This is a genomic window from Microbacterium ulmi, assembly GCF_011759705.1.
Classification (GTDB): domain Bacteria; phylum Actinomycetota; class Actinomycetes; order Actinomycetales; family Microbacteriaceae; genus Microbacterium; species Microbacterium ulmi.
Genome location: NZ_JAAOZF010000002.1, coordinates 696,524 through 722,049 on the forward strand (window position 1 = coordinate 696,524; position 25,526 = coordinate 722,049).

The following is a 25,526-nucleotide window of genomic DNA, read 5'->3' on the forward strand; positions in this document are numbered from 1 at the left end:
CTCCGGCTACTCGGCTTCGGCGGGAGCGACGTCGTCGGCAGCGGCCGTGTCGACGAGCTCGGGGACGAAACCGCCGCCGTCGGCGACGAGCTCGACCTGGTACATCTCCTGGATGAGCGCATGGTCGCTGGCCCGCACGGTCGTGGTGCCCTTGGGCCCCTCGAACTCGAATCCCTCCAGCGCCGCGACCATCGCGTCGACGTCGCCCTTCCCCTCCGCGATCGCGTGGACGATCATGAGCGCCGCGTTGAAGCCGTCGGGGCTGAACAGGTCGGGGGTGCCGCCCGCACTCTCGATCGCGTCGATCATCGCCTCGTTGACGTCGTTGTCGTTGGCGCCCGGGAAGTAGTGGTTGAGGAACCTGATCTTCTCGGATGCCTCGCCGTACGCGCCGAACGTCGCGGCGTCGCCGAGCCCCGTCACGACGGGGATCGCGTCGAGGACGCCCTGCTGGCTCATCGCCTGCCACATCGCGCCCGACGTGGCGCCCGCCCACGCGACGAAGACGAGATCGGGGTCTCCCGCGAGCACCTGCTGCGCGAACGGCGTGAACTCCGTCACGTCCTCCGCGACGAGCACCGAGTTCACCGTCGCACCCTTGGCACCGAGGATCGCCTGGACGGCGGCCTCGTTGCCCTGTCCGAACGCCGTGTTCTGCGCGAACACCGTGATGGTCTTGCCCTCGATGTCGTCGAGGAACGTGCCGGCGGTCGCGACATCCTGAGCGCTCTGACGCCCCGAGCGGAACGTGTAGCCGTTGATGCCCGTGAGCGCGTCGACGGCGGCGGGGCCCGAGATGTACAGGACCTTGTTCTGCTCGGCCTGCTCGGCGAGCTTGAGCGCGACACCGGACGATGCGGTTCCCGCGAGGATGTTCACGCCTGCGCCGATGAGCTCCTTGGCCACGGTGACGGCCTTGTCGGGGTCGCCCGCGTCGTCCTTGTACTCGACCGTGATCTTCGTGCCGTCGACCTCTCCCGTTCCGTCGGTCGCGTAGTCCAGGCCCGCCTTGAAGCCGTCGAGGTACTGCTTGCCGTAGCCGGCGAGCGGTCCGGTCTCGCTCGTGATGATGCCGACCGTGATCTCGGCGGGGCCCGACCCCTCCGTCTCGTCGGCCGAGGGGGTCGTCGCCGACGGCGCGCACGCCGCCAGGACGAGAGCTGCCGTGGCGACCACGGAGCCCAGGAGCAACTTCTTCGTAACCCGCATGTGCGTGCCTTTCACCATTGGAAGGTCGAGGACCTGAAACATGATTCAGGTAGTGGTAAATGTAGGAAGCCCGCGCGCTCCCCGCAAGACTCCGCGGCCCTGCAGACCCACGTCGTTACCGATTCGCTACTTTCGCGAGGTCGTCCGGGCGATGTATCACAGTGGTATATATCTGCGTTATGCTTTTCTGGTGACTCAGGAGTACGACATCGAGACCCTCATCGTCGCCGCCCACGCGCTCACGCGCCTCGCGGCCGCCGAGACCCGCAACGAGACCCCCGCGGCGCAGTGGCGCACCATCTCGCTGCTGCGGGACCACGGCCCTCTCCGCATCGGCGAGCTCGCGACCCTCAGCCGCGTGACGCAGCCCGGCATGACGCGTCTGGCCGGCCAGATGGCCGATGCGGGCCTGCTCGAGCGGACTCAGGATGCCGCGGACTCCCGCGCCACCGTCCTGTCGGTCACGGATGCCGGTCTCGCCGCCCTCGACGAGTGGCGCGCGCAGCTGCGCGAGGCCCTCGCCCCGCACTTCGCCGATCTCGACGACGTCGAGCGCGAGGCGCTGCGGGTCGCGGCATCCGTCCTCGCCCGCAGGACCGGCGCGCTGGAGGTCGCACGATGAGCGGCGCCGTGCAGGTCTCCGTGTGGAAGCAGCCCGCCCAGGTGTGGGCCGTCGCATTCGCGTGCGTCGTCGCCTTCATGGGCATCGGCCTGGTCGACCCGATCCTCCCGGCGATCGCCGAGTCGCTGCAGGCCTCCCCCGTGCAGACCGAGCTGCTCTTCACGAGCTACCTCCTCGTGACGGGCCTCGCGATGCTCGTGACGAGCTGGGTGTCGAGCCGCATCGGCGCCAAGGCCACGCTCCTCGTGGGTCTCGCGCTCATCGTCGCCTTCTCGCTCCTGTGCGCCATGAGCGGCAGCGTCGACGCCATCATCGGCTTCCGGGCGGGCTGGGGCCTGGGCAACGCCCTCTTCATCTCGACGGCGCTCGCGACGATCGTCGGAGCGGCCTCCGGCGGCAGCGGGGCCGCGATCGTCCTGTACGAGGCGGCGCTCGGTCTCGGCATCGCGATCGGCCCGCTCCTCGGGGGCCTGCTCGGCGAGGTGAGCTGGCGAGGCCCGTTCTTCGGCGTCGTCGCGCTCATGGCGATCGCGTTCGTCGCCGTGCTCGTGCTGCTGCGCGGCCCCGGCGAGAGGCGCGCGCCCGTGCCGTTCTCGGCGCCGTTCAAGGCTCTGCGCATCCCCGCCCTAGCGATCCTCGCCGTCACCGCGCTGTTCTACAACATCGGCTTCTTCGTCCTGCTGGCGTTCTCGCCGTTCCCGCTGGGATTCGGCGCGATGGGCATCGGCCTGACGTTCTTCGGCTGGGGCGTCGCGCTCGCCGTCACGAGCGTGTGGGTCGCGCCGATGCTCGTGCGCAGGATGCGGCGCACGACCGTCATCCTCATCGTCCTGCCGCTGCTCGCGGTCGTGCTGATCCTCGCCGGCGTCTTCGTCGCGATCCCCGCGGCGCTCGTGACCTGCATCGTCGTCGGCGGGCTCCTCCTCGGCATCATGAACACCGTGCTGACCGAGTCCGTCATGGAAGCGACCGATCAGCCGCGAGCCGTCGCCTCGTCCGCGTACTCAGCCGTGCGCTTCCTCGGAGGCGCGGCAGCCCCGCCGATCGCCGCGGCGCTCTGGCACAGCTTCGACGCCACCGTCCCCTACCTGTTCGCCGCGGCATCCGTCCTCGTCGCCGCCGTCACGATCGTGCTGGGACGCAAGCGCCTCGCACACATCGACGCGCACGACGCGGATGCCGAGGAGGAGGCCGTCGCGGTGCTCATGGGAGACGCAGCATGACGCTCTGATGGGGCTCCCGGCCGGCCGACTCGTCGCGCCGGGTCTGAAGACGACGGCCTTCCGCGATGTCGCGGAGGGCCGTCGTCGCATCCGCACGAGCGGACGAGGAGAAGCGGAACGCCCGGTCGGATTCACATCCGACCGGGCGTTCTCGGTGGTGCGCCCCCAGGGACTTGAACCCTGAACCCATTGATTAAGAGTCAATTGCTCTGCCGATTGAGCTAGAGGCGCGTCGTTCGGATGACCCGAACCGAGGGTCAACATTAGCATCACGATCCCGTCTCCACGAAATCGGGGCACGTCCCCGCCCGATATCCTTGACGCGTGACCTCCCCCTCCGGCTCCCCCCGCTTCAGCGCGCCCTTCGACGGCGATCTGAGCGGCGAGCTCGCGCTCGCGCTGCGGCTCGCGGACGCCGCAGACGCCGTCTCCATGCGCCGCTTCGGCGCGTCGGATCTCGACATCCGCACGAAAGCCGACGCGACCCACGTGACGGAGGCAGACCTCGCGACCGAGCGTGCGATCCGCGCCGTGCTCGAGACGGAGCGCCCGGGTGACGGGATCTTCGGCGAGGAGTTCGGCTCGACGGGCGACGCGGCGCGCCAGTGGATCATCGACCCGATCGACGGCACGGCGAACTACCTGAGGGGCATTCCGATGTGGACGACCCTCATCGCCCTCGCGATCGGCGGCGTCCCGCGCGTCGGGGTGGCGAGCCAGCCCGCCATCGGACGGCGCTGGTGGGCGGCATCCGGCCTCGGCGCGTGGACAAACACGCCGGACGGCGGCGAGCGCCGGCTCTCCGTCTCGACGGTGTCCGCGCTCTCCGAGGCGAGCGTGAGCTTCCAGAGCATCGCGCAGTGGGACGACGCGGGTCACGCCGACGCTCTCCTGCGCCTCTCGCGCGGCGTGTGGCGCGACCGCGGCTACGGCGACACGTGGCCGTACATGCTCCTCGCGGAGGGCCGGCTCGAGCTCGTCGCCGAGTTCGACGTCAAGGAGTACGACATCGCGGCGCTCGTCCCGATCGTCACAGAGGCCGGCGGACGCTTCACGTCCTTCGACGGCGCAGACTCGATCTCCGAACGGTCGTCGCTCGCGACGAACGGCATCCTGCACGAAGACTTCCTCACCCTCCTCCACTCCCCCCATGCGACCCCGACGGAGTCCCGCCGATGACCTTCTCCTCACTCCGCCTCGGCGCAGCGGCGCTCGTGATCGCAGCCACCGCCGTCTTCGCGACGGGGTGCGCGACGACTCCCCAGGCCGCCCCGACGGAGGACTCCGCCCCCGCTCCCACGCAGACCGACGCCGCGCCCGAGGGCACCGCGACGCCCGACGCCCCTGAGTCCCCTGCGGATCCGACGTGCGAGACGCTCATCCCGCCCGCCACCGTCGCCGACTTCGAGGCGGTCGGCTGGACCGTGCAGCCCGACGCGTTCTGGATCGGATCGCTCGAGATCCCCGGTGGGGTCTTCTGCCGTTGGGGCGACTTCTCCACGGCGAGCGACCACATGCAGATGTTCGGCTGGGCGCCGATCTCCGCGGACGACGCCAAGTCCGTCCAGGAGGAGCTCGTCGCGGGCGGCTGGCGCAAGGAGGAGGCGTCGGACGGCGTCTACATTACGGAGAGCCCCGACACGGCCCTGACGACCGACGACGAAGGCTACGGCCTGACGTACCTGTTCCGCGACGGATCGGTGACCTTCGCCGACACGAAGCAGGGCCTGCTGCTCGTGGAGTGGCCCCGCAGCTGACGCCGCCGTCCTCCCCCGGTCACGCGGCCGGTTCGAGCTCGCGATCCAGCAGCGCGACGACCCGCGCGACGGCCTCGCGACCGGCGCGGTTCGCCCCGACGGTCGACTGCGACGGCCCGTACCCGACGAGGTGGACGCGGGCATCCGCGACCGGCTGAGTTCCCCGCATCGGGATGCCGCCCAGGTCGTTGCGCAGGCCGAGCGGGTCGAGGTGGGCGAGCGCAGGCCTGAACCCCGTCGCCCACAGGATGACGTCGACAGGCGTGAACGCGCCGTCGGCCTCGCGCACGCCGCCGGGCTCGATCGCCGTGAACATGGGCCGGCGTTCGAGCGCTCCGCGCGCCTTCGCGGCCCGGGCGTACGGCGTCCACGGCAGACCCGTGTACGAGACGATGCTGCCCGTGGGCCTGCCCGCCTCGACGTCGGCGACGACCTTCGCGATCGTGTCGCGGCCGGTCGTCTCGGGAGTGAACTCTCCCTCGATGAACACGGGCTCGCGACGCGTGTACCAGAACGTCGTCGCGACGCGCGAGATCTCGTCGAGCTGCTGGATGGCCGAGATGCCGCCGCCGACGATCGCCACCCTCAGGCCCGCGAACTCCTCGGCCGACGCGAAGTCGCGCGTATGGAGCTGACGGCCTCGGAACGTCTCGCTGCCCGGGTAGACGGGAAGCGTCGGGTTCGTCCACGTGCCGGTCGCGTTGATCACGGCACGCGCCGTCCACTTGCCCGCATCCGAGGTCACGATGAGATCGTCGTCGGGATCGTCGCTCGCCCCTCGCACCGAGAGCACCCGCACAGGACGCAGGATCGGCAGGGCGTGCGTCCGCTCGAACTCCGCGAAGTAGCTCGGCACGGCATCCCGGCTCGGCGCGTCCGGATCGAACGGAGGCGTCGGCATCGCGGGGAGGCCGAAGATGCCATTCACCGTGGCCATGCGCAGCGACTCCCAGCGGTGCTGCCATGCTCCGCCGGGTGCGGCATCCGCATCCAGGACGACGAAGGTCCGGGAGGCCCCGGGCTCGTCGATCGCACTCGCGAACCCTCTGCGCTGCAGGTGGTACGCCGCCGAGAGTCCGGCCTGACCCGCTCCGATCACGACGACGGCTGCGCGGCGGGTTCCTTCAGTCACGTCCCATAGAACGGCGGCGCAGGCGCCCGTGTTCCCGTGCCGAGCGCGAGATCGCCGATCCCGCATGACGCGTGGGGTCGCGGGACGGCCGGCGACGGCGCAGCGCGTAGGCTCGGACGCTATGGCGGCGGGAGCGACGATCCACACCTTTACGGTTCAGCTGGCCGACATCGATCGCGGCGTCTACGAGGAGGCCGTGCTCCGCGTGGCCCGCCACCCCTCCGAGACGGACGCGTTCATGATGACGCGCGTGCTCGCCTACTGCCTCGAGTTCGAGGAGGGAATCGGATTCAGCGAAGGCATCGCGGCGACGGACGAGCCTGCCGTCCACGTCCGCGACCTCACGGGTCGCCTGACCGCATGGATCGAGGTCGGGGCGCCGGATGCGGCGCGGCTGCACACCGGGAGCATGCAGGCCGAGCGAACCGTCGTCTACACGCATCGCGATCCGGCGAAGGTCTCCGCCGCCTGGGCCGGCAAGCGGATCCACAGGGCCGATGAGATCCGCCTCTTCAGCTTCGACCCCGGTTTCGTCGACGCGGCCGCCGCGCTGGTCGAGCGTCGCAACACGATGACGCTGTCGATCACCGAGCGGCGCGCGTATCTCGAGCTCAACGGCGCGACGCTCGAGTCCGACGTCCACGAGCAGCGAGCCGCATAGCTCCTTCCCGGTCGCCCAGGAAGGAGAAAGGGCCCGGACTTCCGCGTGATCCGCGGGAGTCGAGCCCTTTCCGTGACAACGGCTGGTGGAGATGGGGGGAATCGAACCCCCGTCCATCGCTGAGTGCCTGCGCCTTCTCCGGGCGCAGTCTGTGCAGACGTTCTGCTCGGCCCCGACCTTTGTCACAGACACCTAAGTCGACAGGCCCAGCCTGGGAAGAGTCCCGCGTGACGTCCAGGCGCCGTCACGCAGCGAGATCCCTAGATGACGCCAGGGTCCGCAGCGGGATCGCCTACGGTCTGACGGACTTCAGGCTCGCTTAGGCAGCGAGGGCGAAGTCAGTGCGCTTTGCATCGGCACTTATTGTTTTGCAGAGATCGTTTACGAGATAACCCTGCATCCTCGGCCCGCTTCTCGCAGTTACGCAGGCGATGTCGAAACCGATCATCCCCGTGGGTTCCTCCGTGTGGAGGGCCGTTGTCACACTCTTGAGTTGTCAGCCCCGGATGCCGAGGCACCGAGCATCACAGAATACAACGAATCCTCGACATCCGTGTATTCCTCGTCCTGCGCCGAGCGTCGGATACCCTCGCACCGTGGAGACGTCGCGACTGTGGATCATCGCCGGATCGGCTGCCGTCGTGGCGGTGGCCATCGGCATCACGGCGGCCGTCGTCGCTCCGGCGCCTGTCGCCTCGCCGACGGCCACCCCGACCGCCACCTCCTCACCGTCGGAGTCGTCCACGCCGGCTCCGACGCCGACGGGTCTCGTGACGCCGACGCCCGACCCAGACCCCGCCGCAACCTGTCAGAACACCGTGACGGACGAGTTCCTCGCGATGATGGACGCTCAGGGCTGGACCGGCGAGGACATCGTCGATCAGCAGATCGGACCGAGGCCCTTCGACGGGTTCCTCGACGGCGTGCCGGAGGGCGCCGTCGTGTGCCGGTGGGCCGCCGACCCTGCGACGCCGGCCGATGACGTCGTCGACCTCGCGTGGTCGCTCGTCGCGAGCGAGGTCTCGACGGACGCACGCGAGACCCTCGCAGCACAGGGGTATGTGAGCTCCGAAGCGCCCGAGGGCTTCTATCTCGAGCATCCCGACGGCGGCGCCTACCTGTTCACCTCCACGGACGTCCGCTGGGCGGCCGACGCCGCGGAGCTGGCGTTCGTCAAGGCGCCGCTCGACGCGGGCTGACCACAGCGCGCACGGCGCGGGCTGACCACAGCGCGCACGGCGCGGGCTGCCTCTCGCGCGTCGCCCTGCGACGCGTAGAGTCACTGGCGTGAGCGAAGTCATCATCACCGTCCGCGGCGAGCACGAGACCCGGATCGCGCCCGAAGAGGCGACCGTCCGTCTGACCGTGCGAGCGGAGGGTCCCGAGCGCGGCGCCGTCGTCGAGCGCATCGTCGGGCTGTCCGAGCCGCTGCGAGACGATCTCGCGGTCCGCAAGGCGCAGGGCGCCGTGCGCGAGTGGTCGAGCCAGAGCGTGTCCGTCTGGGCGAACCGGCCGTGGAACGACCAGGGCAGGCAGCTCGCGCTCGTGCACTACGCGTCGGTCGAGCTGAGCGCGACCTTCACGGACTTCGGCGCCCTCTCGCTCTGGATCACCGACGCCGCCGCGCGTGACGGCGTGCAGATCGACGCGGTCTCGTGGCAGCTGACGCCGGCGACTCGCAAGGCGACGGAGGCGGATGTCGCAGCCCGCGCCGTCTCGGTCGCCGTCGACCGCGCGAACGCGTACGCGGCCGCGATCGGCCTGTCGACCGTGACCGCGCTCGAGATCGCGGATCTCGGCCTCCTGACGGACGGCGGCCAGCCGGGGCCCGTCCCCCTCGCGCGCGCCGCGAAGGCCATGATGTTCGCCACGGCGGATGCCGGTGCCGGCCCCTCGATGGAGCTCCATCCCGAGGACATCCTCGTGACGGCGGGCGTCGAGGCCCGGTTCTCGGCCCGGTGAGCGCGGCCGAAGCCCGCGGCGGGGCCGCGGCATCCGTCTCCGTCCGCCCCGGCGTCGCTGAGCGCCTGTCCCGCATGATCCAGCTCCCGACAGTGTCGGCCGAGCGCGACGCGCGCGGCCTCGAGCCGTTCGACGCGTTCGTCGACCTCATCGCCGAGCTCTACCCGCTCGTGCACGCGCACCTCGAGCGCGAGCGCCACACCGACGTCGGCCTGCTCTTCCGCTGGGCGGGGCGGGATGCCGCAGCCGCCCCCGCCGTCCTCATGGCGCACTACGACGTCGTCCCCGTGGACGAGAGCGACCCGTGGACGTACCCGCCGTTCGAGGGCCGCATCGCCGACGGCTGGGTGTACGGGCGGGGCACGCTCGACGACAAGGGTCCGCTCGTGGTCATCCTCGAGGCGGTCGAGAATCTCCTCGCCGCCGGGTTCACGCCCGCCCGCGACGTGTATCTCTCGTTCGGCGGCGACGAGGAGGTCTACGGCCGCGCGGCGCGCGAGACGGCGGCGTCCCTCCGCGACCGCGGCGTCGTTCCGTGGATCGTGATCGACGAGGGTGGGGCCGTCGTCGACGCGCCGCTGCCGTTCGTGCGGGGCGACGCCGCGATGGTCGGCGTCGGCGAGAAGGGCGTGCTGACCGTTCGACTCGACGCGCGCGGCGACGGCGGGCACGCGTCCGCGCCGCCCGCGCGCACAGCGGTCGGGCGCATAGCCCGCGCCGTCGACCGCCTCACGCCCGGCACGTTCGCGCCCCGCACGCCTCCCGCGATCTCCCGGATGCTGCGTCTGTTCGCCGACCGGGCCGGCGGGCCCGGCCGCATCCTGTACCGAGCGCTCGCCGCCGCTCCGCTGCTCACGGCGCGCGCGCTCGCGGCGATGGGCGGCGAACCCGCGGCGCTCGTGCGGACGACGATCGCCGCGACGATGCAGTCCGGAGGGACGGCCCCGAACGTCCTGCCGTCGCAGGCGTCCGCGACGCTGAACCTGCGCATCGCGCTCGGCGAGACGGTCGAGAGCACCGTCCGCCGGCTGCGGAAGCGGATCGGCGACCCGCTCGTGCGGATCGAGGTCGTCGAAGGCGACGATCCGTCAGCGGAGTCGCCCACGGGCAACGAGCAGTTCGCCCTCATCGCGGCGGCCGTCGCCGTGTCGCATCCCCACGCGGCGACGGTGCCGTACATCATGATGCAGGCGAGCGATTCCCGGCACTATCACGCCTTCTCTCCCGCGGTCTACCGCTTCGCGCCGCTCGCGATGTCGGCGGCGCAGCGCGCAGGGATCCACGGAGTCGACGAGCGAGTGGAGATCTCCGAGCTCGAGCGGGGAGAGCGATTCCATCGCGCCCTCCTCGAACGGCTACAGTGATGCGACCCGAATCCATCATCCCCGCGAAGGAGCACGGATGACGCAGCGCGTCACGCTCGGAACTCTCGCCGGAGTCGTCGGCTTCCTCGCCTTCGTCGAGTTCACGAGCGGCGTCCTCCAGGGCTTCTACACGCCCATGCTGACCGACATCGCCCGGCACCTCGGCATCCACGACGCCGACGTGAACTGGCTCGAGGGGACCCAGCTCATGCTGTCGGCGCTCGTCGTGCCTGCCTTCGCGAAGCTCGGAGACATGGTGGGCCACAAGCGGATGCTGGTCATCTCGACGGGGGTGACGGCCGCGGCATCCCTCGTCCTGCCGTTCACCGACTCGTTCGGGCTCTTCCTCGCCGCGTGGGCCGTCCAGGGCTTCTACGTCGTATGGCTGCCGCTGGAGATCGCGCTCATCTGGTCTCGCGCGCGCCGGATGCCGGGCCGCGCCACGATCACGGCGCGGTCTGCGGGCCTCCTGGTCGCCGCGCTCGAGACGGGCGCCATCACGGGCGCTCTCGTCGGCGGGGCGCTCGTCGACGCGCTGCCGCTCGAGGTCGTGCTCATCGTCCCGGCGCTGCTGGTGGTCGTGTGCTTCTTCGTGATCCTCTTCGGGGTCGAGGAGTCGCCCGAGTCGACGGGCGGACGTCTCGACGTGACGGGCCTCGTCCTCATCTCGATCGCCCTCGTGGCGTTCACGGGCGGTCTCAGCCTTCTTCGACTCAACGGCCCCGCCGATCCGTGGGCATGGGCCGTCGTCGCGCTCGGCGTCGCGCTCGTCGTGCCCTTCGTCCTGTGGGAGCTGCGGGTCGACGACCCGCTCATCGACGTGCGGATGTTCGCGTCACCCGCGCTCGGGCCGGTGTTCCTCACTGCGGGATTGTTCGGCGTGAGCGTGCTCGGCGCGCAGGCGCCGCTGTCGACGTTCGCGCGCACGGATCCGGACGTGTACGGATACGGGCTCGGGACGAGCGGGTTCGCGACCTCGCTCATCATCGGCGTCTACCTCATCGCGATGATCACGGGTGCCCTCGTCTTCCCGCTCGCGGCACGGCTCGCGACTCCGCGGCGCACGCTCATCGCGGCGGCGACGCTCGTCGGGATCGGCTTCCTGCTGTTCGTCCCGTTCCACGCCGCGTATGCGCAGCTCATCACGAACATGGTCATCGTGGGCCTGGGCTCCGGCGCCCTCGTCGCAGCGCTTCCCGCTGCCGCGGCATCCGCCGCACCTCCGACGCAGACCGGCGTCGCGACGGGGCTCACGAACTCCGTGAAGACCGTCGGCGGCGCGATCGCCTCGTGCGTGTTCGGCATCGCGCTCTTCCACGGCGCGACGGGCTCGGGCGTCGCCGCCGAAGGCACCGCGGGATCGTTCTCGGGCTACCTGACGGTCTGGATCGTCTGCGGTGCGACGGCTCTCGTCGCCGCCGCGCTGCTCGTGTTCGTGCCGAAGGAGGCGTTCACCGACCGCGCGGTCGAGGGCGCGCAGGCGCTGCCCGTCGGCTGAGAGCGGCCGGCCGCGCGCGGGTCACTCGCCGAGGCGGTTGCGCGAGCGCATGGCGCGTTCGGCCTCGCGCCTGTCCTGCCGCTCGCGCAGCGTCTGGCGCTTGTCCCACTCGTGCTTGCCCTTGGCGACGGCGATCTCGACCTTGGCGCGGCCGTCCGAGAAGTAGAGCTTGAGCGGGATGAGCGTGTAGCCGCCCGCCGCGACGGCGTGCGAGAGCTTGACGATCTCGTCCTTGTGCAGCAGCAGCTTGCGCACGCGCTTCGTGGCGTGGTTCGTCCAGTGCCCCTGCGAGTACTCGGGGATGTGCACGGCATCCAGGAACGCCTCGCCGCCGTCGATGTACGCGTACCCGTCCGACAGGTTGGCGCGGCCCTGTCGCAGCGACTTGACCTCGGTGCCCGTGAGCACGAGGCCGGCCTCGTACGTCTTCTCGATCGCGTACTCGTGGCGGGCGCGACGATTGGTCGCGACGACCTTCTCCCCGCGTTCCCTGGGCATGACTGAACTCCTCGATCGGATGCCGCGCGCTCGTGCGCGGGCGGATGCCGCGGCGCGGCGGCCTGCCAGTCTATCCGAACAGAGGCGTGCCGGTGATGCCCGGGCGTCAGCCCGGATACACGATCGTGAGCACGATCACGAAGATCCAGAGGAAGTAGCCGACGACCCCCGCCGCGATGACGACGGTCATGACGCCCGCGAACCAGCCGTCCGCGCCGCGTCGGCGCAGCACCACGAGCGCGAGGATCGCGCATCCGGTCGCCACGACGGACGTCAGGAACCACGCGAGGAAGAGCTCGGATCGCCCCGCCATCGCCGTCTGCATGGCGACCCAGAACGCGAACGGCGGCACCGCCGCCGCCGCGAGTCCCGCGGCACCGATCCAGCCGGTGCTCGCAAGCCTGCGGCGCTCGGGTACGGGGTCGGGGTCGGTCATGCGCGCAGCCATCTGCGGATCGCGAAGCCGGCCGACAGCGCGGCGAGCACGGCGCCGATGCAGATCACGATCGGCACGACGATCCAGGCGTCCGGGAGCCCCACCCAGGTCGTCACGAAGGGGATGCGCTGGCGGAGGTATCCGTTGACGCCGAACTGCACGCCCGCGACGACGGCGGCGCTCGCGAGGACGGAGCCCAGGAGCGCCGCGAAGACTCCCTCGAGGATGAACGGCGTCTGGATGAACCGGTTGGACGCGCCGACGAGTCTCATGATGCCGAGTTCCCGTCGTCGCGCATACGCCGACAGGCGGATCGTCGTCGCGATGAGGAGGACCGCCGCGATGAGCATGAGCACGGCGATGCCGACCGCGATGTACGTCGCGACCGTCAGCGCGGAGAAGAGCGGCTCGAGGTACTGGAGCTGGTCCGTCACGTCTTCGACGCCCTGCATCCCCCTGAACGCCTCGACGATGACATCGGACTGCGTCTGGTCGGCCAGCGTGATGCGGAAGGTCTCGTTGACCTGGTCGGGGGTCAGGACGCTCGCGTCCTCCTCGCCGACGAGGTCGAGCAGCTCCTGGTACGCCTGCTCGTGATCGAGGAAGGTCACATCGCGGATGAGCGGCGCGAGGGCGTCGCTGTCGAGCCGTGCCTGCACCTGCGCGATCTGGTCCTCCGTGGCCGCGCCGTCTGTGCACGTGCCCACCTGCGAGATCGACGTGCACATGTAGACGGCCACCTGCGCCCGATCGACCCAGAAGTCGTGCATCTTCCCGATCTGCAGCTGCATCAGGATCGCGGCGCCGACGAACGTGAGCGACACGAACGTGACCAGCACGACCGAGATCACCATCGACGCGTTGCGGCGCAGCCCCGACAGCGCCTCTCCGAGAATGAGACCGAACCTCACGACGTGGGCCCCACTTCGTCTTCGTCGCCGTCGAGGCCGAGCCGGTCGGCGAGTCCCAGCTCGTCGACGTCGAGCTGAACCGCATCGACGACGGGGATCGGATTGGTGCGGGATGCCGTCTCCCCCGCCTCCGCGGCCTCCGCAGCCGCGGGAGCCGGTGGGCGAGGCGGCGTGTCGGCGGATGCCTCGACCTCCGCCTTCGCGTCGTCGACCTCGGGGGCGGGTTCTTCCGCGCGCGGCTGAGCAGCAGGGGCGGGAGGGGCGACCGGCAGCTCCACCGAGCCCGTCCCGACGAGCTCGCGGTGGACCTCGAGCACGGCGGTCAGCGCCGCGACGGCCGCGGCGCCGCGTTCGGGCTCGGGTGCGAGGCTCGGCAGGCTCGACGTGTCGCCGTAGCCGCCGTGCCGCTCGTCGCGGATGAGCTCGCCGTTCTGCAGCTCGATGACGCGACGCCGCATCTGGTCGACGAATCCGGCCTCGTGCGTCGCCATGACGACGGTCGTGCCGCCCGAGTTGATGCGCGAGAGCAGTTGCATGATGTCGACGGATGTCGCTGGGTCCAGATTGCCCGTCGGCTCGTCGGCGAGGAGCACCTGGGGACGGTTCACGAGCGCGCGCGCGAGGGCGACGCGCTGCTGCTCCCCGCCCGACAGCTCGTGCGGGAATCGCTTCTCCTTGCCCGCGAGGCCGACGAGCGCGAGCGCCTCGGGGACGGCCTGCTTGACGAACGCGCGTGAGGAGCCGGTGACCTGCAGGGTGAAGGCGACGTTCTGGAACACGGTCTTGGTCGGCAGCAGCCGGAAGTCCTGGAAGACGGCGCCGATGTGACGGCGGAAGTAGGGCACCTTGCGATTGGAGAGCGTGCGCAGATCGCGTCCGAGGACGACGACCCTCCCCTCGCTCGGAATGTCCTCGCGGAGGATGAGGCGAAGGCACGAGGACTTCCCCGAGCCGGACGCGCCGACGAGGAACACGAACTCGCCGCGCTGCACCTCGAAGTCGACGTCGGTCAGGGCGGGTCTGCTGGTGCCTCGGTAGCGCTTCGTGACGTTCTCGAACCGGATCATGGCTCATCGAGCCTAAGCGGGGGCGTGGGGATGCGTCCCTGCGACACTCGCGCGTCTCGGCATCCGCTGTGGTCTGCCCACAGAGGTCTCCCAGTCGTGATGAGGGATGCTGGAACCCCGTGGTCAGACCACATCCAAAGGAGGATCATGTCCAACATCCCGCCTCCGGCGCCGCAGCCGGCGCCGCCGCCCATCCCGGGGCCGACGGGAGCATATCCCCCGCCGGCCGCCTACGGCGCCCCGCAGGGAGGCGTTCCCCCGCAGGGAGCCGTTCCCCCGCCCGCCGCCTACGCCCCTGCCGGCGCCTACCCGCCGCCCGGAGCCCCCCTGCCCGGCGCGTTCGGCGCTCCTCCGCAGTACGCGCCGGCCCAGAAGTCGTTCCTCGTCACGTGGCTGCTCGCGCTGCTCGTGGGCGTCTTCGGCGTCGACCGCTTCTATCTCGGCAAGGTCGGCACGGGACTCCTCAAGCTCTTCACGCTCGGAGGGGCCGGCATCTGGTGGCTCGTCGACCTCATCATCACGCTCGCGGGCAAGCAGACCGACAAGCAGGGGCGCCCGCTCGAGGGATACGACCAGGTCAAGGTCGTCGCCTGGATCATCACGGGTGTCGTGGTCGTCGGATCGTTCGCGATGAACGGTCTGCGCGGCGGATCGGACTCGGACGCCGCCGTCGACACGGGCGAGACGACCATCTCGGAGGAGGCCGCCGCTCCCGAGGAGCCCGCCGCGGAGCCCGAGGCCCCCGCGGATCCTCTCGCAGAGGCCGTGGCGTGGGCCGACGACACGTTCGGCACGTTCGACGCGGTCACGCACGAGGGCGCAGGCGACTCGCTCATCGCTCTGCCTGCCGGGGCTCAGGCGGGGATCGTCACGGCGACGCATTCGGGCTCGTCGAACTTCGCCATCCAGGGTCTGGACGCGGCGAACGAGAGCACGGCCGAGCTGCTCGTCAACACGATCGGCGCCTACAGCGGCACGACCGTCTTCGGCGTCAACGCGCTCGGTGACGCGACCCAGCTCCAGATCACGGCGGACGGCGCGTGGACCCTCACGATCACGCCCATGTCCGCGGCGACGGCGCTTCCCGCGTCCGGCAGCGGCGACGGCGTGTTCTTCTACACGGGCGACGCCGCCGCGATGACATTCGCCCATACCGGCGAGCGCAACTTCGTCGTGTACCAGGAGACCGGCAGCGCCTTCGACTTCGGTCTGCTCGTCAACGAGATCGGCGCCTACCAGGGCACCGTGCCCGTGAAGGCGGGACCGTCGATCATCATGATCACGGCCGACGGAGCGTGGACGACGGCGATCGGCTGACGCCCTGCCGAACGCGGGCGCGGACGACCCTCTGGTCGTCCGCGCCTCTCGCGCCGGGAGTCGCTAGTCGTCGTCCTTGCGCTTGCGCCAGCGGATGCCCGCCGAGATGAGTCCGTCGAGATCGCCGTCGAAGACGGATGCCGGGTTGCCGACCTCGTAGCCCGTGCGCAGATCCTTCACGAGCTGCTGGCCGTAGAGGAAGTACGAGCGCATCTGGTCGCCCCAGCTCGCGGTGATCACGCCGGCGAGCTCCTTCTTGGTCGCGGCCTCCTCCTCGCGTTTGAGCAGGAGGAGACGGGTCTGCAGGACACGCATGGCGGCGGCGCGGTTCTGGATCTGCGACTTCTCGTTCTGCATCGAGACCACCAGGCCCGTCGGCAGGTGGGTGATCCTCACGGCGGAGTCCGTCGTGTTGACCGACTGACCGCCGGGCCCCGACGAGCGGAAGACGTCGACGCGGATGTCGCTCTCCGGCACCTCGACCTCCTGGGCCTCTTCCATGACGGGGATGACCTCGACCGCGGCGAAGGAGGTCTGCCGCTTGTCGGCCGAGCCGAACGGGCTGATGCGCGCGAGGCGATGCGTGCCGGCCTCGACCGAGAGCGTGCCGTAGGCGTAGGGGGCGTCGATCTCGAACGTCGCCGACTTGATGCCCGCGCCCTCTGCATAAGAGGTGTCCATGATCTTGACGGGGTACTTGTGCCGCTCGGCCCAGCGCAGATACATGCGCAGCAGCATCTCGGCGAAGTCGGTGGCATCGTCGCCTCCGGCGCCCGAGCGGATCGTCACGACCGCGGAGCGCTCGTCGTACTCGCCGTCGAGCAGCGTCTGCACCTCGAGCTGACTGACGACATCCTGCAGCTCGGCGATCTCATGGCGCGCCTCCTCGGCGGAGTCCTCGTCGTCCATCTCGTTGGCGAGCTCGACGAGCACCTCGACGTCGTCGAGGCGCCGTTCGATGTCGGTGACGCGCTTGAGCTCGGACTGACGGTGGCTGAGGGCGCTCGTGACCTTCTGCGCCTTGGCGGGGTCGTCCCACAGGTCGGGGACGCCCGCCTCCTCGCTCAGCCGCGCGATCTCCGCGCGCAGCGCGTCGACGTCGACCACCGCCTGGATGTCGGCGAACGTGGAGCGCAGGGCCTGGATGTCGGCGGAGGGATCGAAGTCGAGCATGACAGTCCAGACTATCGTGGATGCGATGAGCGCCCGCCCCGAACCCGCAGGAGCGGGAGACGTCCTGCGCCGGTTCGGGCCGATGATCTACGGCCCCACGGTGCTCTTCGCCCTCGGCGAGGGTGCCGTCATCCCGCTCATCCCCGTCATCGCCGCCCAGCTGGGAGCGGATGTCGCGACCGCCGCCCTCGTCGCGGCGGCGCTCGTCGTCGGGCAGCTGTGCGGAAACATCCCCGCGGGATGGGCGGTAGCGCGCTTCGGCGAGCGGGTCACGATGGCGGCGGCAGGCACGATCTCGCTCGCAGGTCTCGCCGGGATGCTCCTCGCGCCGAGCCTCGGGGTGTTCGCAGCATCCGTGTTCCTCATCGGGTTCTGCGCGGCGGCATTCGGGCTCGCACGCCACTCGTTCATGGCGACGCGTGTGCCGCTGTCGTTCCGCGCTCGGGCGCTGTCCCTGCTCGGAGGCTCGTTCCGGCTCGGAATGTTCGTCGGCCCCTTCATCGCGGCTGCCCTGCTCGCACTGTTCGACGACGAGCACGCCACGATCTGGTTCTTCGCCGCGTGCCTCGTCGCGACGGTCCTGCTCGTCCTGCTCGGCCCCGATCCCGAGACGCAGCTGGCGGCCGAGGCCGCGGGCAACGGCAGCTCGGCGGACGCAGAGGACACGGGCGAGGCCGTCACGGGCGCGATCCCGACGCAGGAGCGCGTCGGCGTGTTCCGGACGATGTGGCGACACCGCGTCGTGCTGTCGCGGCTCGGACTGGCGGCGGCGTCCCTCTCCGCCGTGCGATCCGCACGGCAGGTCGTGCTGCCGCTGTGGGGCGTGTCGATCGGCCTCGACGCGCAGACGATCGCGCTCGTCGTCGGCATCTCGGGCGCGATCGACTTCGCGCTCTTCTACGCGAGCGGCCAGGTCATGGACCGCTTCGGGCGCCTGTGGGCCGCGCTTCCTGCCATGATCCTCATGGGAGCGGGGTTCCTCGCGCTCGCCTTCACGCACGACACGACGCAGGCCGCGATGTGGTTCGCGCTCTTCTCCGCCGTCCTCGGGGTCGCGAACGGCCTGTCGAGCGGCATCCTGCTGACCCTGGGGGCGGATGCCGCGCCTCCCGCCGATCCGGCGCCGTTCCTCGGCTCGTGGCGGACGCTGACCGACGCCGGCGGCGCTGTCGCGCCGCTCGTGGTCTCGGGGGTCGCTGCCGTGTCGTCGCTCGCGATCGCGACCGGAGTCATGGGAGTCGTCGGCTTCGTCGGCGCCGCCGCCTTCATCCGCTGGGTGCCGAGGTTCGTGCCGCGGCGCTGAGCCGACCTCTCGTCAGCGCAGCGCCGTGCGGCTCGTCGCTGTCGACTCGAGGGCGACCTCTGCCGGCACGAACGGCGCGAAGACGGGAGGATGCCACGTCCCCGCGACGGTCGCGCGCGCCGACACCCCGTCCGGGGTCCCCGCCGACACGAGCACGGCGTCGCCGCCCACGGCGACGACGAGCGCCTCCGCCTGCGCCCGCACGTCCTGCTCGCGCAGCTGCGCGCGGGGCTCGCCGTCGACGACGGTCAGCGCGAAGCCGTCCGCGCCCGCGAGCGCCGCGGCATCCGCGAGCGCATCCAGCCGCTTCTGGGCGAGATAGAGGCTCGTCGCGTCGACGCACACGAGCACCGCCACGAGGCAGAGCGCGGCATACCCGAACGTGAGCGGGAGGATGCTTCCCTCGTCGCCGCGCGACGCGGCCGCCAGTCGCGCGCGCAGGCGCCTCATCGCGAACCCCAGAACCGCGAGATCTTCTGCGTCGCGGACGCCTCGATCGGGATGCTCGCGATCCGATCGAGTCCGAGCACCGGCGGCACGAGCGGCAGCGCGACACGGGTCGCGACCGTCACGACGAGCGTCGCGCCCGCCGACGGGCACGTCGTTCCCGCTGGGGCGCATTCCATCGAGACGGAGACCGCGGCGGGGTCGAGCCCGTACTCGTCGACGACGGACGCCAGCACGAGGTCGGACCGTTCGCGCGCCGTGTCGAGGTCGGATGCCGTCGACACGACCCTCGCGACGTGCCTCGCCCCGGCCTGCGCGCCGAGAGCCTGTCCCTGGATGAGACCCAGCGCCACGACGAGGTAGACGAGGGGGACGAGCAGGAGAAGGCCGACGAGGATGAACTCGAGCGGCGCCGTCCCGAGCTCGTCGTCGACGAGGGACTCCCGGCCGTCAGTCGAGCGACTCGAGCGGCGCATACGCGCTCACCTCCAGCATCCTGGGCGCTCCGAGGAGCCCGATGAGCGGCAGCGGCGCCCGTACCGAGATCTCGACCGTGGGCTGACCGAGCACCTCCGTCTCACGCGCCGAGACGTCGGCGGCGTACTCCGGCCCGACCGTCCGCGCGACGATCGTCCGCGTGCGCTCGACTCCATCGGCGAGCGTCGTGTCGGCGAGAGCGGCGTGGAACGCGCCCTCGACGGCGGCGTCGTGCACGACGTTGCGCACGTAGACGGCCAGGCCGAACTGAAGCACGGCGAGCGTCAGCAACGTCAGGAGAGTTCCGACGAGGACGAACTCGACGGGGCTCGCGCCGCTCTCGTCGGCGGCGAGCCCGCCGATCGCGCGGCGCAGCCTGTGCACGGGGCTAGAAGCCGGAGACGCGGTCGATCGCCTGTTCGAACAGGCCCTGGAGGGCGGGGCCCGCGAGGGCCCAGATGAGGACGACCAGTCCCGCCGTCATCAAGGTGATCAGGACCCATCCTGGGACGTCGCCCCTTTCGTCCTCGAGCGTGTCGATGACGCCCGTGCGAAGACGCGAGAGCAGTGAGCGGAACATGGTTTCTCCTTCCGACCGTGTGCGGTCAGCCGATTCCGAGTCGAAGCATGAAGACGCCGGGGAAGACGGCGAACAGCACGCTCAAGGGCAGGATCAGGAACACGAGCGGCAGGAGCATCGCGATCTCCTTCCGCCCCGCGCGTTCGATGAGTCCTCGCTTGGCGTCCTCTCGCGCGTCGAGCGCCTGCGCGTGCAGCACCTGCGCGAGCGGCGCGCCGCGCTCGATCGCCGCGACGAGCTGATCGATCGAGCGCGTCAGCGCCGGCACGTCGAGGCGCCGGGCGAGCAGAGCGAGCGAGTCTCCGAGCGGCGATCCCGTGCCCACGGCGAGCACGACGCCGCGCAGTTCGGCCGTGAGCTCCCCCGAGCCGACTTCTCCGACGCGACGCAGCGAGTCCAGGATGCCCTCGCCGGCCGAGAGGCACAGCGCGAGGAACTCGAGAACGGTCGGAAGCTCCTCCTCGATGCGGGCGAGACGCGCGCGTGCCGCTTGCGTCAGGCGTGCGTCGCAGACGACGGCCCCTGCCACCGCGCACAGCGGCGGCAGGAGCGCGAGCCCGCCCGACGCGCGCCCGGACAGCACGAGGACGATGACGAGGACTCCCCCGACGGCGACGCCGACGACCGCCCACACGAGCTGCCGTGCGCGGAAGGCCGCGGCATCCATCGGCCATCCGGACTGCCGCAGACGGCGCTCGACGCCCTCCGCGCCCCCCAGGAGGGCACCGAGCCTCGCCTGCGCGCCGCGCAGGAGTCCCGCGATGTCGAGCGTTCCCGCCTCGGAGCCCCTCATGGCGTCGACGTCGGCCACATCCCTGAGGTACGGGGCGATGCGGCGGGACAGGCTCGGGGCGCCCCAGCGCGGAGCGAGCGTGAGCAGCAGGCACACGCCGACGCCGAACGCGCCGCCGAGCACGATCGCGAGCGAGATGTCGGTCACCCGAACCACCTCCGCGGCTCCGGGAGCCGTCCGACGCGGAGCATGATGCGGTACGCGACGACCGAGACGGTCGCGCCCGCGAGGATCAGGACGACACCTTCGGGGCTCCCGTAAGCGCGCGCGCCTTCCTGGCGCAGCGCGAGCAGTGCGAGGATCGCCCACGGCGCCGTCACGCCCAGCACGGCGGCTCCCCGGATCCACGACTGCCTCGCCTCGACCTCGGCCCGCAGCGCCGCCTCGGCGCGGACGGAGGACGACAGTGCGCGCAGCACGGGTGTCAGCTCGGTCCCGCCCACCTGGCGCGCCATGCGCAGCGTCTCGATGATCCGGTCGGCGACAGGATCGGCGAGGGTCTCCTTGAGGCGCTGAGCGCTCGCGTCGAACCGCCCCGACGCCGCGACGTCGCGTGCGAACGCGGCGAACGCGGGGCGCAGCGGCGCAGGGGCCGAGTCGGCCAGGCTCGCGACGGCGTCGGGAAGCGACATCCCCGCCCGCACCGAGGCGATGAGCAGGTCGCACACGTCGGGCCACAGCCCCCGGCGGACACGCAGCAGACGCGTGCGGCGCGCGCGGAGCCAGGCCGTGGGCGCGACGGCCCCCGCGACCGCGGCGACGAGCGCGAGCGCGGCGACGTGCGCGACGAGCCACGCCGTCGCGGCTGCGACGAGGGCGCACGCACCCGACACGACCAGGAACGAGCTCGGCGAGACGCGGGCGTACCCCGCCGAGGCGAGGAGCTTCGCGAGCCGCAGGTCGACGCTCCGTGGAGCGCGTTCGGCTGCGGCGGGCCACACCCACGGCGAGATCGTCAGCAGGATGCCGGCCGCCAGCACCGCCCCCCACACGAACGTCACGACGCGTCCGCCGTGTAGACGGTGCGCGCCGTGACGACGCCGGCGGCGACACCGGTCGGCTCGACGATCTCGGCGATGCGGCGGCGTCCCGCGGCATCCCGTTCGCAGTGCACGACGAGATGCACGGATGCCGCGACCGCCGGCTGCACGAATCCGGCGTCGATGTTGCGGCCCGCCAGCAGCGGCAGCGTCGCGAGCTTCGCGAGCGCCTCGCGCGCGGAGTTCGCATGGACCGTGGCGGCGCCCGGGACCCCCGTGTTGAGCGCGAGCAGGAGGTCGAGCGCCTCGGCGTCGCGCACCTCGCCGACGACGAGCCGGTCTGGGCGCATGCGGAGCGCCTCTTTCACGAGCCGGCGGAGCGTGACTTCGCCCGTGCCCTCGAGCGACGGCTGGCGACCCTGCATCGCGACGAGGTCCGGTGCGTCGACGGCCAGCTCGAACGTCTCCTCCAACGTTACGATGCGGTGCTCGGGCGGGCACGCGGCGATGAGCGCACCCAGCAGGGTCGTCTTGCCCGCATGCGTCGCCCCCGAGACGACGACGCTGCGGCCGTCGGCCATCGCGGCACGCAGCAGATCCGCGCCGTGCGGCAGGAGCGAGCCGGCTCGCACGAGCAGATCGAGGTCGCGGAAGGCGGGCAGGAACTTGCGGATGTTGACCGACCAGTGCTTGCGCGCGATCTCGCTCGTCACGACGTGGAGCCGCGAGCCGTCGGGAAGCGACGCGTCGACGAACGGCTGGCTCATGTCCACTCGGCGACCGGTCGCGTTGAGCATCCGCTCGACGAGATCGCGCACCTGCGTGTCGGTGAGCACGAGGGGCACGCGCTGCGGGACGCCCCCTCGTGCGATGAACACGCGGTCGGGCGCGTTGAGCCAGATCTCCTCGACCGACGGGTCGTCGAGGTACGGCTGCAGCGGTCCGTAGCCCGCGACCGACGCGAGGACCTCGCGGACGCAGGCGGCCTCGTCGTCGACAGGCATGAGCCCGCGCGCGAGTGCGAAGTCGTTGTGGCGGCGCACCTCGGCGCGCGCGATCTGCGCCGCGAGCTCCGGGTCGCGGGCGGGATCCATGCGCTCGGCCCGCAGCCGCTCCCGGACACGCTCGGCCACCGTTGCGGCGGGTGAGGGAGCGGCGAGGGTCACCGGAGCATCCTCGCAAGAGCCCGCGGCATCCTCGTGGAGTTATCCACATCCCGATCGGGGGGTCATCCCCCTCAGCCGGCGCTCAGCGAGGTAAGTAGACTGATCGCACCCGCGGGAGTGGTGAAACTGGCAGACACGCAGGATTTAGGTTCCTGTGCCTCCGGGCGTGTGGGTTCAAGTCCCACCTTCCGCACGCGTCACCCCTTCAAGGCAGTACACCGCCGACCGCATATGACCGACGGGACACCCGTGCACAACGCAGCCCTCATCCCCTGGCTCGACCCCGAGACGATCATCGCCGCGGCGGGACCATGGGCCCTGCTCGTGGTGTGCTTCATCGTCTTCGCCGAGACGGGCCTGCTCATCGGCTTCCTGCTGCCCGGCGACACGCTCCTGGTCATCTCGGGACTCCTGTCGCACTCGACGGCCGCCGCGCCCAACGGCGTCTTCGGCGTCAACGTGTGGTGGGTGTCGCTTCTGATCGGCCTCTCGGCGTTCCTCGGCGGCGAAGTCGGCTATCTCATCGGGTACAAGGGCGGCCCCGCCGTCTTCGAGCGCAGAGAGTCGGGGCTGTTCAGCGTCAAGAACGTCGAGCGCACGAACGCGTTCTTCCAGAAGTACGGCGGACTCACCGTCATCCTCGCGCGGTTCGTGCCGATCGTGCGCACGTTCGCCCCCGTCGCAGCGGGCGTCGGCAAGATGCACCGCGGGCAGTACACGCTCTTCAACCTCGTCGGCGCCATCCTGTGGGGCTTCGGGCTCACGATGTTCGGCTACCTCATCGGGTTCATCCCCGTCGTGGGCGACCTGGTCGCCGAGTACATCGACCTCATCCTGCTCGCGGCCGTCGGCGGCACGGCCCTCGTGACGCTGTTCCACTACTTCCGCGAACGCTCCAAGGCGAAGAGAGCCGCTGCCCGGGGGGAGGATGTCGAGACCGACGCCGTCGAGGCGCAGGCACTCGTGCTCGACTCCGAGGTGTTCGAGCGCGGACCGGAGCCGCGCCACGACGGCGACGATGGGGACGGCGCAGCCCGGCCCTGATCAGCGCTGCCGGAAGGCTGCGAGCTTGGCCGGATTGCGCACGGCCCAGATCGACCGGATCCGCCCTTCGGCGACTGCGACCGCCGCGACGGCAAGCGTGAGCCCCGTCGCGTCTTTCACGACCAGACCCGACCTTCCGTTCACGACGGCCACCTCGAAGCGCAGGTCCGGCTGCACGTCGGAGAGGCCGAGAATGTACCGCGCGACGGTCTCGGCGCCGACGATCGGCTCGATCGCCGCACGGACGACGCCGCCGCCGTCGCCCACGATCGTCGCACGCGGGTCGAGCAGCTCGACGAGCTGCGCGATGTCCCCCGAGTCCAGCGCGACCTTGAACGCGCCGACCACGCGTGTGTGCTCGAGCTCCGAGACGCTCGTGCGGCGCGTGTCCCGCACCCGTCGCCGGGCGGACGATGCGAGCTGCCGACACGCCTGCGGCGATCGGCCGACGATCTCTGCTATCTCGACGAACGTGTATTGGAAGACGTCGTGGAGCACGAACGACACCCGCTCGGCCGGCGTCATCGCCTCGAGGACGACGAGCAGGGCCATGTTCAGCGACTCGTCGAGGGAGAGTCGGTCGGCCGGGTCTGTCCCACGGTCCGGCGCGGCGTGACTCGTCCACTGCGCGTCCGCCGGCACGGGCTCCGGCAGCCATTCGCCGACATACCGTTCGCGTCTGGCTCGCGCCGACCCGAGCGTGTCGAGGCAGATGCGGGTCGTGACGGTCACGAGCCACGCGGCCGGCGAGTCGATGGCGCTGCGGGCCGCGGGCGTCAGCGCATACCAGCGGGTGAACGCCTCCTGCACGGCATCCTCCGCCTCGACGACCGAGCCGACGAGCCTGTACGCGACGCTCATGAGCAGCCCGCGATGTTCGGCCACGGATCGCATGCCGGCTCCCTTCGCACCGCCTTTCGCCAGTATGACGAAGCGCGCCACCGAACTGTGAGGCGCCGGCGCCTGCGGCATCCGCCCGGTGTCCTGCGCCTCACACTTCGCGACTCTGCATCGTCGTGATCTCAAGGGCACGAGCCCTGCCGATCCGACACCGAGGAGTCGATGTGACCGCACCGCACCGCATCCCCCGTTCGCGCAGCGGCTACCGAGCCGGCGTCGCCCTGGCCGGCGGGAGCGCATCCGTCATCGTCTGGCTGATCGCCGCGCTCGCGGGCGCTCGACTGATCGTTTCGAGCCCGCTCATCGGAACGCTGACGATCGATCTGCTCCTCGTGATCGTCACCGCGTTCCCCGTCGCAGTGGCCGCGTGGGGCGCCCTCACGGTGATCGAGCGTCTCACCGCACGCCCGCGCGTCGTCTGGACGGCCGTCGCGTCAGCGGTGCTGGTGCTCTCGCTCCCGCCGCTCGCACTGCTCGACGCCACCCCCGTGACGACGGCGGTGCTGGGGCTCATGCACGTCGCGACCGGGGTCGTCCTGATCCTGCTGCTCCCGCGCGGAGCGGTCTCGACCTCCCGCCGCTCAGCCGCGTCGAGCCGATCCGCCCGGGGAGACGTCGTATGAGCGCGCTCGAGGTCGCCCGTCTCGCGCTTCTCGTCGGACACCTCCTGGGTCTCGCTGCCATCATCGGCTCGTTCCTCCTGCAGCTGCGGCGCGCGAGCGGAATCCAGTTCGGCCTGATCATGATCGGTGCCGTCGTGCAGCTCCTCACCGGCTTCGCGCTCGTCGGAGTGCGGCGGGCGAGCGATCTGGACGTCATCGGTCCCAAGATCGGGGTCAAGATCGGCATCGCGCTCATCGTGTTCATCGCCGCCGCCGCCGCCCTCATCCTGCAACGCCGCCGCCGAGCGGCCGGATCCGGCGACGAGCCTCTGCGGCCGCTGCTGTACACGGCCGGGATCGCCGCGATCGCCGATGTCGTGGTCGCGGTCTTCTGGCGATGACGA

The 25,526-nt window shown here is 70.9% G+C and carries 29 protein-coding genes, 2 tRNA genes and 1 other RNA gene; 15 read left to right on the forward strand and 17 right to left on the reverse strand.

Going from position 1 to position 25,526, the window contains the following annotated elements; all coding sequences use genetic code 11:
* Positions 1-6: 6 nt before the first annotated feature.
* Positions 7-1,209 (reverse strand): substrate-binding domain-containing protein, encoded by a 1,203-nt coding sequence (locus FHS08_RS15955; RefSeq protein WP_167041422.1) that lies wholly within the window; start codon positions 1,207-1,209, stop codon positions 7-9.
* Between the two features lie 190 nt (positions 1,210-1,399).
* Between FHS08_RS15955 and FHS08_RS15960 the strand changes: the two genes are divergently transcribed.
* Both FHS08_RS15960 and FHS08_RS15965 read left to right on the forward strand, forming a co-directional pair.
* Positions 1,400-1,831 carry a MarR family winged helix-turn-helix transcriptional regulator gene (locus FHS08_RS15960; RefSeq protein WP_341800441.1) on the forward strand — a complete coding sequence of 144 codons (432 nt, stop codon included), beginning with the start codon at positions 1,400-1,402 and terminating at the stop codon, positions 1,829-1,831.
* Complete coding sequence (locus FHS08_RS15965) at positions 1,828-3,054, forward strand: MFS transporter (protein ID WP_167041428.1); 1,227 nt, start codon at positions 1,828-1,830, stop codon at positions 3,052-3,054. The genes FHS08_RS15960 and FHS08_RS15965 overlap by 4 nt, the downstream gene beginning before the upstream one ends.
* A 155-nt stretch (positions 3,055-3,209) precedes the next feature.
* Here FHS08_RS15965 and FHS08_RS15970 read toward each other — a convergent pair.
* A tRNA-Lys gene (locus FHS08_RS15970) sits at positions 3,210-3,285 on the reverse strand.
* 93 nt (positions 3,286-3,378) lie between these two features.
* On the opposite strand from FHS08_RS15970, the gene FHS08_RS15975 reads away from it, so the two are divergent.
* Positions 3,379-4,233: an inositol monophosphatase family protein gene (locus FHS08_RS15975; protein ID WP_167041431.1), complete on the forward strand. Its 855-nt coding sequence runs from the start codon at positions 3,379-3,381 to the stop codon at positions 4,231-4,233.
* Entirely contained in the window at positions 4,230-4,811 is a 582-nt protein-coding gene (locus tag FHS08_RS15980) for a hypothetical protein (protein WP_167041434.1), read from the forward strand. The genes FHS08_RS15975 and FHS08_RS15980 overlap by 4 nt, the downstream gene beginning before the upstream one ends.
* A 19-nt stretch (positions 4,812-4,830) precedes the next feature.
* Here FHS08_RS15980 and FHS08_RS15985 read toward each other — a convergent pair whose 3' ends face one another.
* Complete coding sequence (locus FHS08_RS15985; protein WP_341800442.1) at positions 4,831-5,943, reverse strand: NAD(P)-binding domain-containing protein; 1,113 nt, start codon at positions 5,941-5,943, stop codon at positions 4,831-4,833.
* A 121-nt stretch (positions 5,944-6,064) separates the two neighbouring features.
* Between FHS08_RS15985 and FHS08_RS15990 the strand changes: the two genes are divergently transcribed.
* Entirely contained in the window at positions 6,065-6,604 is a 540-nt protein-coding gene (locus FHS08_RS15990) for a YaeQ family protein (protein ID WP_167041440.1), read from the forward strand.
* Between the two features lie 83 nt (positions 6,605-6,687).
* Here the strand turns inward: FHS08_RS15990 and ssrA are convergent.
* Positions 6,688-7,056, reverse strand: a transfer-messenger RNA (tmRNA) gene (ssrA, locus tag FHS08_RS15995).
* A gap of 144 nt (positions 7,057-7,200) precedes the next feature.
* Here ssrA and FHS08_RS16000 point away from each other — a divergent pair.
* From FHS08_RS16000 to FHS08_RS16015, 4 genes are all read left to right on the forward strand, one after another.
* On the forward strand, positions 7,201-7,803 hold the full coding sequence (locus tag FHS08_RS16000) for a hypothetical protein (RefSeq protein ID WP_167041443.1): 603 nt from the start codon (positions 7,201-7,203) through the stop codon (positions 7,801-7,803).
* 88 nt (positions 7,804-7,891) lie between these two features.
* Entirely contained in the window at positions 7,892-8,566 is a 675-nt protein-coding gene (locus tag FHS08_RS16005) for an SIMPL domain-containing protein (protein WP_167041445.1), read from the forward strand.
* On the forward strand, positions 8,563-9,930 hold the full coding sequence (locus FHS08_RS16010) for a M20/M25/M40 family metallo-hydrolase (protein ID WP_341800443.1): 1,368 nt from the start codon (positions 8,563-8,565) through the stop codon (positions 9,928-9,930). The genes FHS08_RS16005 and FHS08_RS16010 overlap by 4 nt, the downstream gene beginning before the upstream one ends.
* 37 nt (positions 9,931-9,967) lie before the next feature.
* Positions 9,968-11,428 carry an MFS transporter gene (locus FHS08_RS16015; protein ID WP_167041448.1) on the forward strand — a complete coding sequence of 487 codons (1,461 nt, stop codon included), beginning with the start codon at positions 9,968-9,970 and terminating at the stop codon, positions 11,426-11,428.
* A gap of 21 nt (positions 11,429-11,449) precedes the next feature.
* Here the strand turns inward: FHS08_RS16015 and smpB are convergent, their stop codons facing one another.
* From smpB to ftsE, 4 genes are all read right to left on the reverse strand, one after another.
* Positions 11,450-11,926, reverse strand: a complete 477-nt coding sequence (gene smpB, locus FHS08_RS16020) for an SsrA-binding protein SmpB (protein WP_167041451.1) — start codon at positions 11,924-11,926, stop codon at positions 11,450-11,452.
* A gap of 106 nt (positions 11,927-12,032) precedes the next feature.
* Entirely contained in the window at positions 12,033-12,362 is a 330-nt protein-coding gene (locus FHS08_RS16025) for a hypothetical protein (RefSeq protein ID WP_167041454.1), read from the reverse strand.
* Positions 12,359-13,273: a permease-like cell division protein FtsX gene (gene ftsX / locus FHS08_RS16030; protein WP_167041457.1), complete on the reverse strand. Its 915-nt coding sequence runs from the start codon at positions 13,271-13,273 to the stop codon at positions 12,359-12,361. The genes FHS08_RS16025 and ftsX overlap by 4 nt, the downstream gene beginning before the upstream one ends.
* Positions 13,270-14,340 carry a cell division ATP-binding protein FtsE gene (ftsE, locus tag FHS08_RS16035; RefSeq protein ID WP_167041460.1) on the reverse strand — a complete coding sequence of 357 codons (1,071 nt, stop codon included), beginning with the start codon at positions 14,338-14,340 and terminating at the stop codon, positions 13,270-13,272. Before ftsE ends, ftsX begins: the two co-directional genes overlap by 4 nt.
* A gap of 147 nt (positions 14,341-14,487) precedes the next feature.
* On the opposite strand from ftsE, the gene FHS08_RS16040 reads away from it, so the two are divergent.
* Positions 14,488-15,657 carry a TM2 domain-containing protein gene (locus FHS08_RS16040; RefSeq protein ID WP_167041463.1) on the forward strand — a complete coding sequence of 390 codons (1,170 nt, stop codon included), beginning with the start codon at positions 14,488-14,490 and terminating at the stop codon, positions 15,655-15,657.
* 63 nt (positions 15,658-15,720) lie between these two features.
* On the opposite strand, the gene prfB is transcribed toward FHS08_RS16040, so the two are convergent.
* A complete protein-coding gene (gene prfB, locus FHS08_RS16045; protein ID WP_167041466.1) occupies positions 15,721-16,830 on the reverse strand; it encodes a peptide chain release factor 2 in 1,110 nt (369 codons plus the stop codon).
* Between the two features lie 25 nt (positions 16,831-16,855).
* Between prfB and FHS08_RS16050 the strand changes: the two genes are divergently transcribed.
* Positions 16,856-18,133 (forward strand): MFS transporter, encoded by a 1,278-nt coding sequence (locus tag FHS08_RS16050; protein WP_167041887.1) that lies wholly within the window; start codon positions 16,856-16,858, stop codon positions 18,131-18,133.
* 12 nt (positions 18,134-18,145) lie between these two features.
* On the opposite strand, the gene FHS08_RS16055 is transcribed toward FHS08_RS16050, so the two are convergent.
* From FHS08_RS16055 to FHS08_RS16085, 7 genes are read right to left on the reverse strand one after another with little or no spacing between them, the layout of a single operon-like run.
* The gene (locus FHS08_RS16055; RefSeq protein ID WP_167041469.1) at positions 18,146-18,583 is read right to left on the reverse strand and encodes a pilus assembly protein TadG-related protein; all 438 of its coding nucleotides are present in this window, start codon (positions 18,581-18,583) and stop codon (positions 18,146-18,148) included.
* The gene (locus tag FHS08_RS16060) at positions 18,580-19,056 is read right to left on the reverse strand and encodes a TadE family protein (RefSeq protein WP_167041472.1); all 477 of its coding nucleotides are present in this window, start codon (positions 19,054-19,056) and stop codon (positions 18,580-18,582) included. Before FHS08_RS16060 ends, FHS08_RS16055 begins: the two co-directional genes overlap by 4 nt.
* The gene (locus tag FHS08_RS16065; protein ID WP_170283164.1) at positions 19,031-19,441 is read right to left on the reverse strand and encodes a TadE/TadG family type IV pilus assembly protein; all 411 of its coding nucleotides are present in this window, start codon (positions 19,439-19,441) and stop codon (positions 19,031-19,033) included. Before FHS08_RS16065 ends, FHS08_RS16060 begins: the two co-directional genes overlap by 26 nt.
* Before the next feature lie 4 nt (positions 19,442-19,445).
* On the reverse strand, positions 19,446-19,637 hold the full coding sequence (locus FHS08_RS16070; RefSeq protein WP_167041475.1) for a hypothetical protein: 192 nt from the start codon (positions 19,635-19,637) through the stop codon (positions 19,446-19,448).
* 25 nt (positions 19,638-19,662) lie between these two features.
* Positions 19,663-20,577, reverse strand: a complete 915-nt coding sequence (locus FHS08_RS16075) for a type II secretion system F family protein (protein WP_341800445.1) — start codon at positions 20,575-20,577, stop codon at positions 19,663-19,665.
* Positions 20,574-21,431, reverse strand: coding sequence for a type II secretion system F family protein (locus FHS08_RS16080; RefSeq protein ID WP_167041481.1), 858 nt, complete (start codon positions 21,429-21,431; stop codon positions 20,574-20,576). Before FHS08_RS16080 ends, FHS08_RS16075 begins: the two co-directional genes overlap by 4 nt.
* Positions 21,428-22,576, reverse strand: a complete 1,149-nt coding sequence (locus tag FHS08_RS16085) for a TadA family conjugal transfer-associated ATPase (RefSeq protein ID WP_341800446.1) — start codon at positions 22,574-22,576, stop codon at positions 21,428-21,430. The genes FHS08_RS16080 and FHS08_RS16085 overlap by 4 nt, the downstream gene beginning before the upstream one ends.
* 111 nt (positions 22,577-22,687) lie before the next feature.
* Between FHS08_RS16085 and FHS08_RS16090 the strand changes: the two genes are divergently transcribed.
* Both FHS08_RS16090 and FHS08_RS16095 read left to right on the forward strand, forming a co-directional pair.
* A tRNA-Leu gene (locus tag FHS08_RS16090) sits at positions 22,688-22,769 on the forward strand.
* Between the two features lie 38 nt (positions 22,770-22,807).
* On the forward strand, positions 22,808-23,620 hold the full coding sequence (locus tag FHS08_RS16095; RefSeq protein ID WP_170283165.1) for a DedA family protein: 813 nt from the start codon (positions 22,808-22,810) through the stop codon (positions 23,618-23,620).
* On the opposite strand, the gene sigJ is transcribed toward FHS08_RS16095, so the two are convergent.
* Positions 23,621-24,514 carry an RNA polymerase sigma factor SigJ gene (sigJ, locus tag FHS08_RS16100; protein WP_167041484.1) on the reverse strand — a complete coding sequence of 298 codons (894 nt, stop codon included), beginning with the start codon at positions 24,512-24,514 and terminating at the stop codon, positions 23,621-23,623.
* A 170-nt stretch (positions 24,515-24,684) separates the two neighbouring features.
* Between sigJ and FHS08_RS16105 the strand changes: the two genes are divergently transcribed.
* Complete coding sequence (locus FHS08_RS16105; RefSeq protein ID WP_167041487.1) at positions 24,685-25,143, forward strand: DUF6069 family protein; 459 nt, start codon at positions 24,685-24,687, stop codon at positions 25,141-25,143.
* The gene (locus tag FHS08_RS16110) at positions 25,140-25,523 is read left to right on the forward strand and encodes a hypothetical protein (RefSeq protein ID WP_167041490.1); all 384 of its coding nucleotides are present in this window, start codon (positions 25,140-25,142) and stop codon (positions 25,521-25,523) included. The genes FHS08_RS16105 and FHS08_RS16110 overlap by 4 nt, the downstream gene beginning before the upstream one ends.
* Positions 25,524-25,526: the final 3 nt, after the last annotated feature.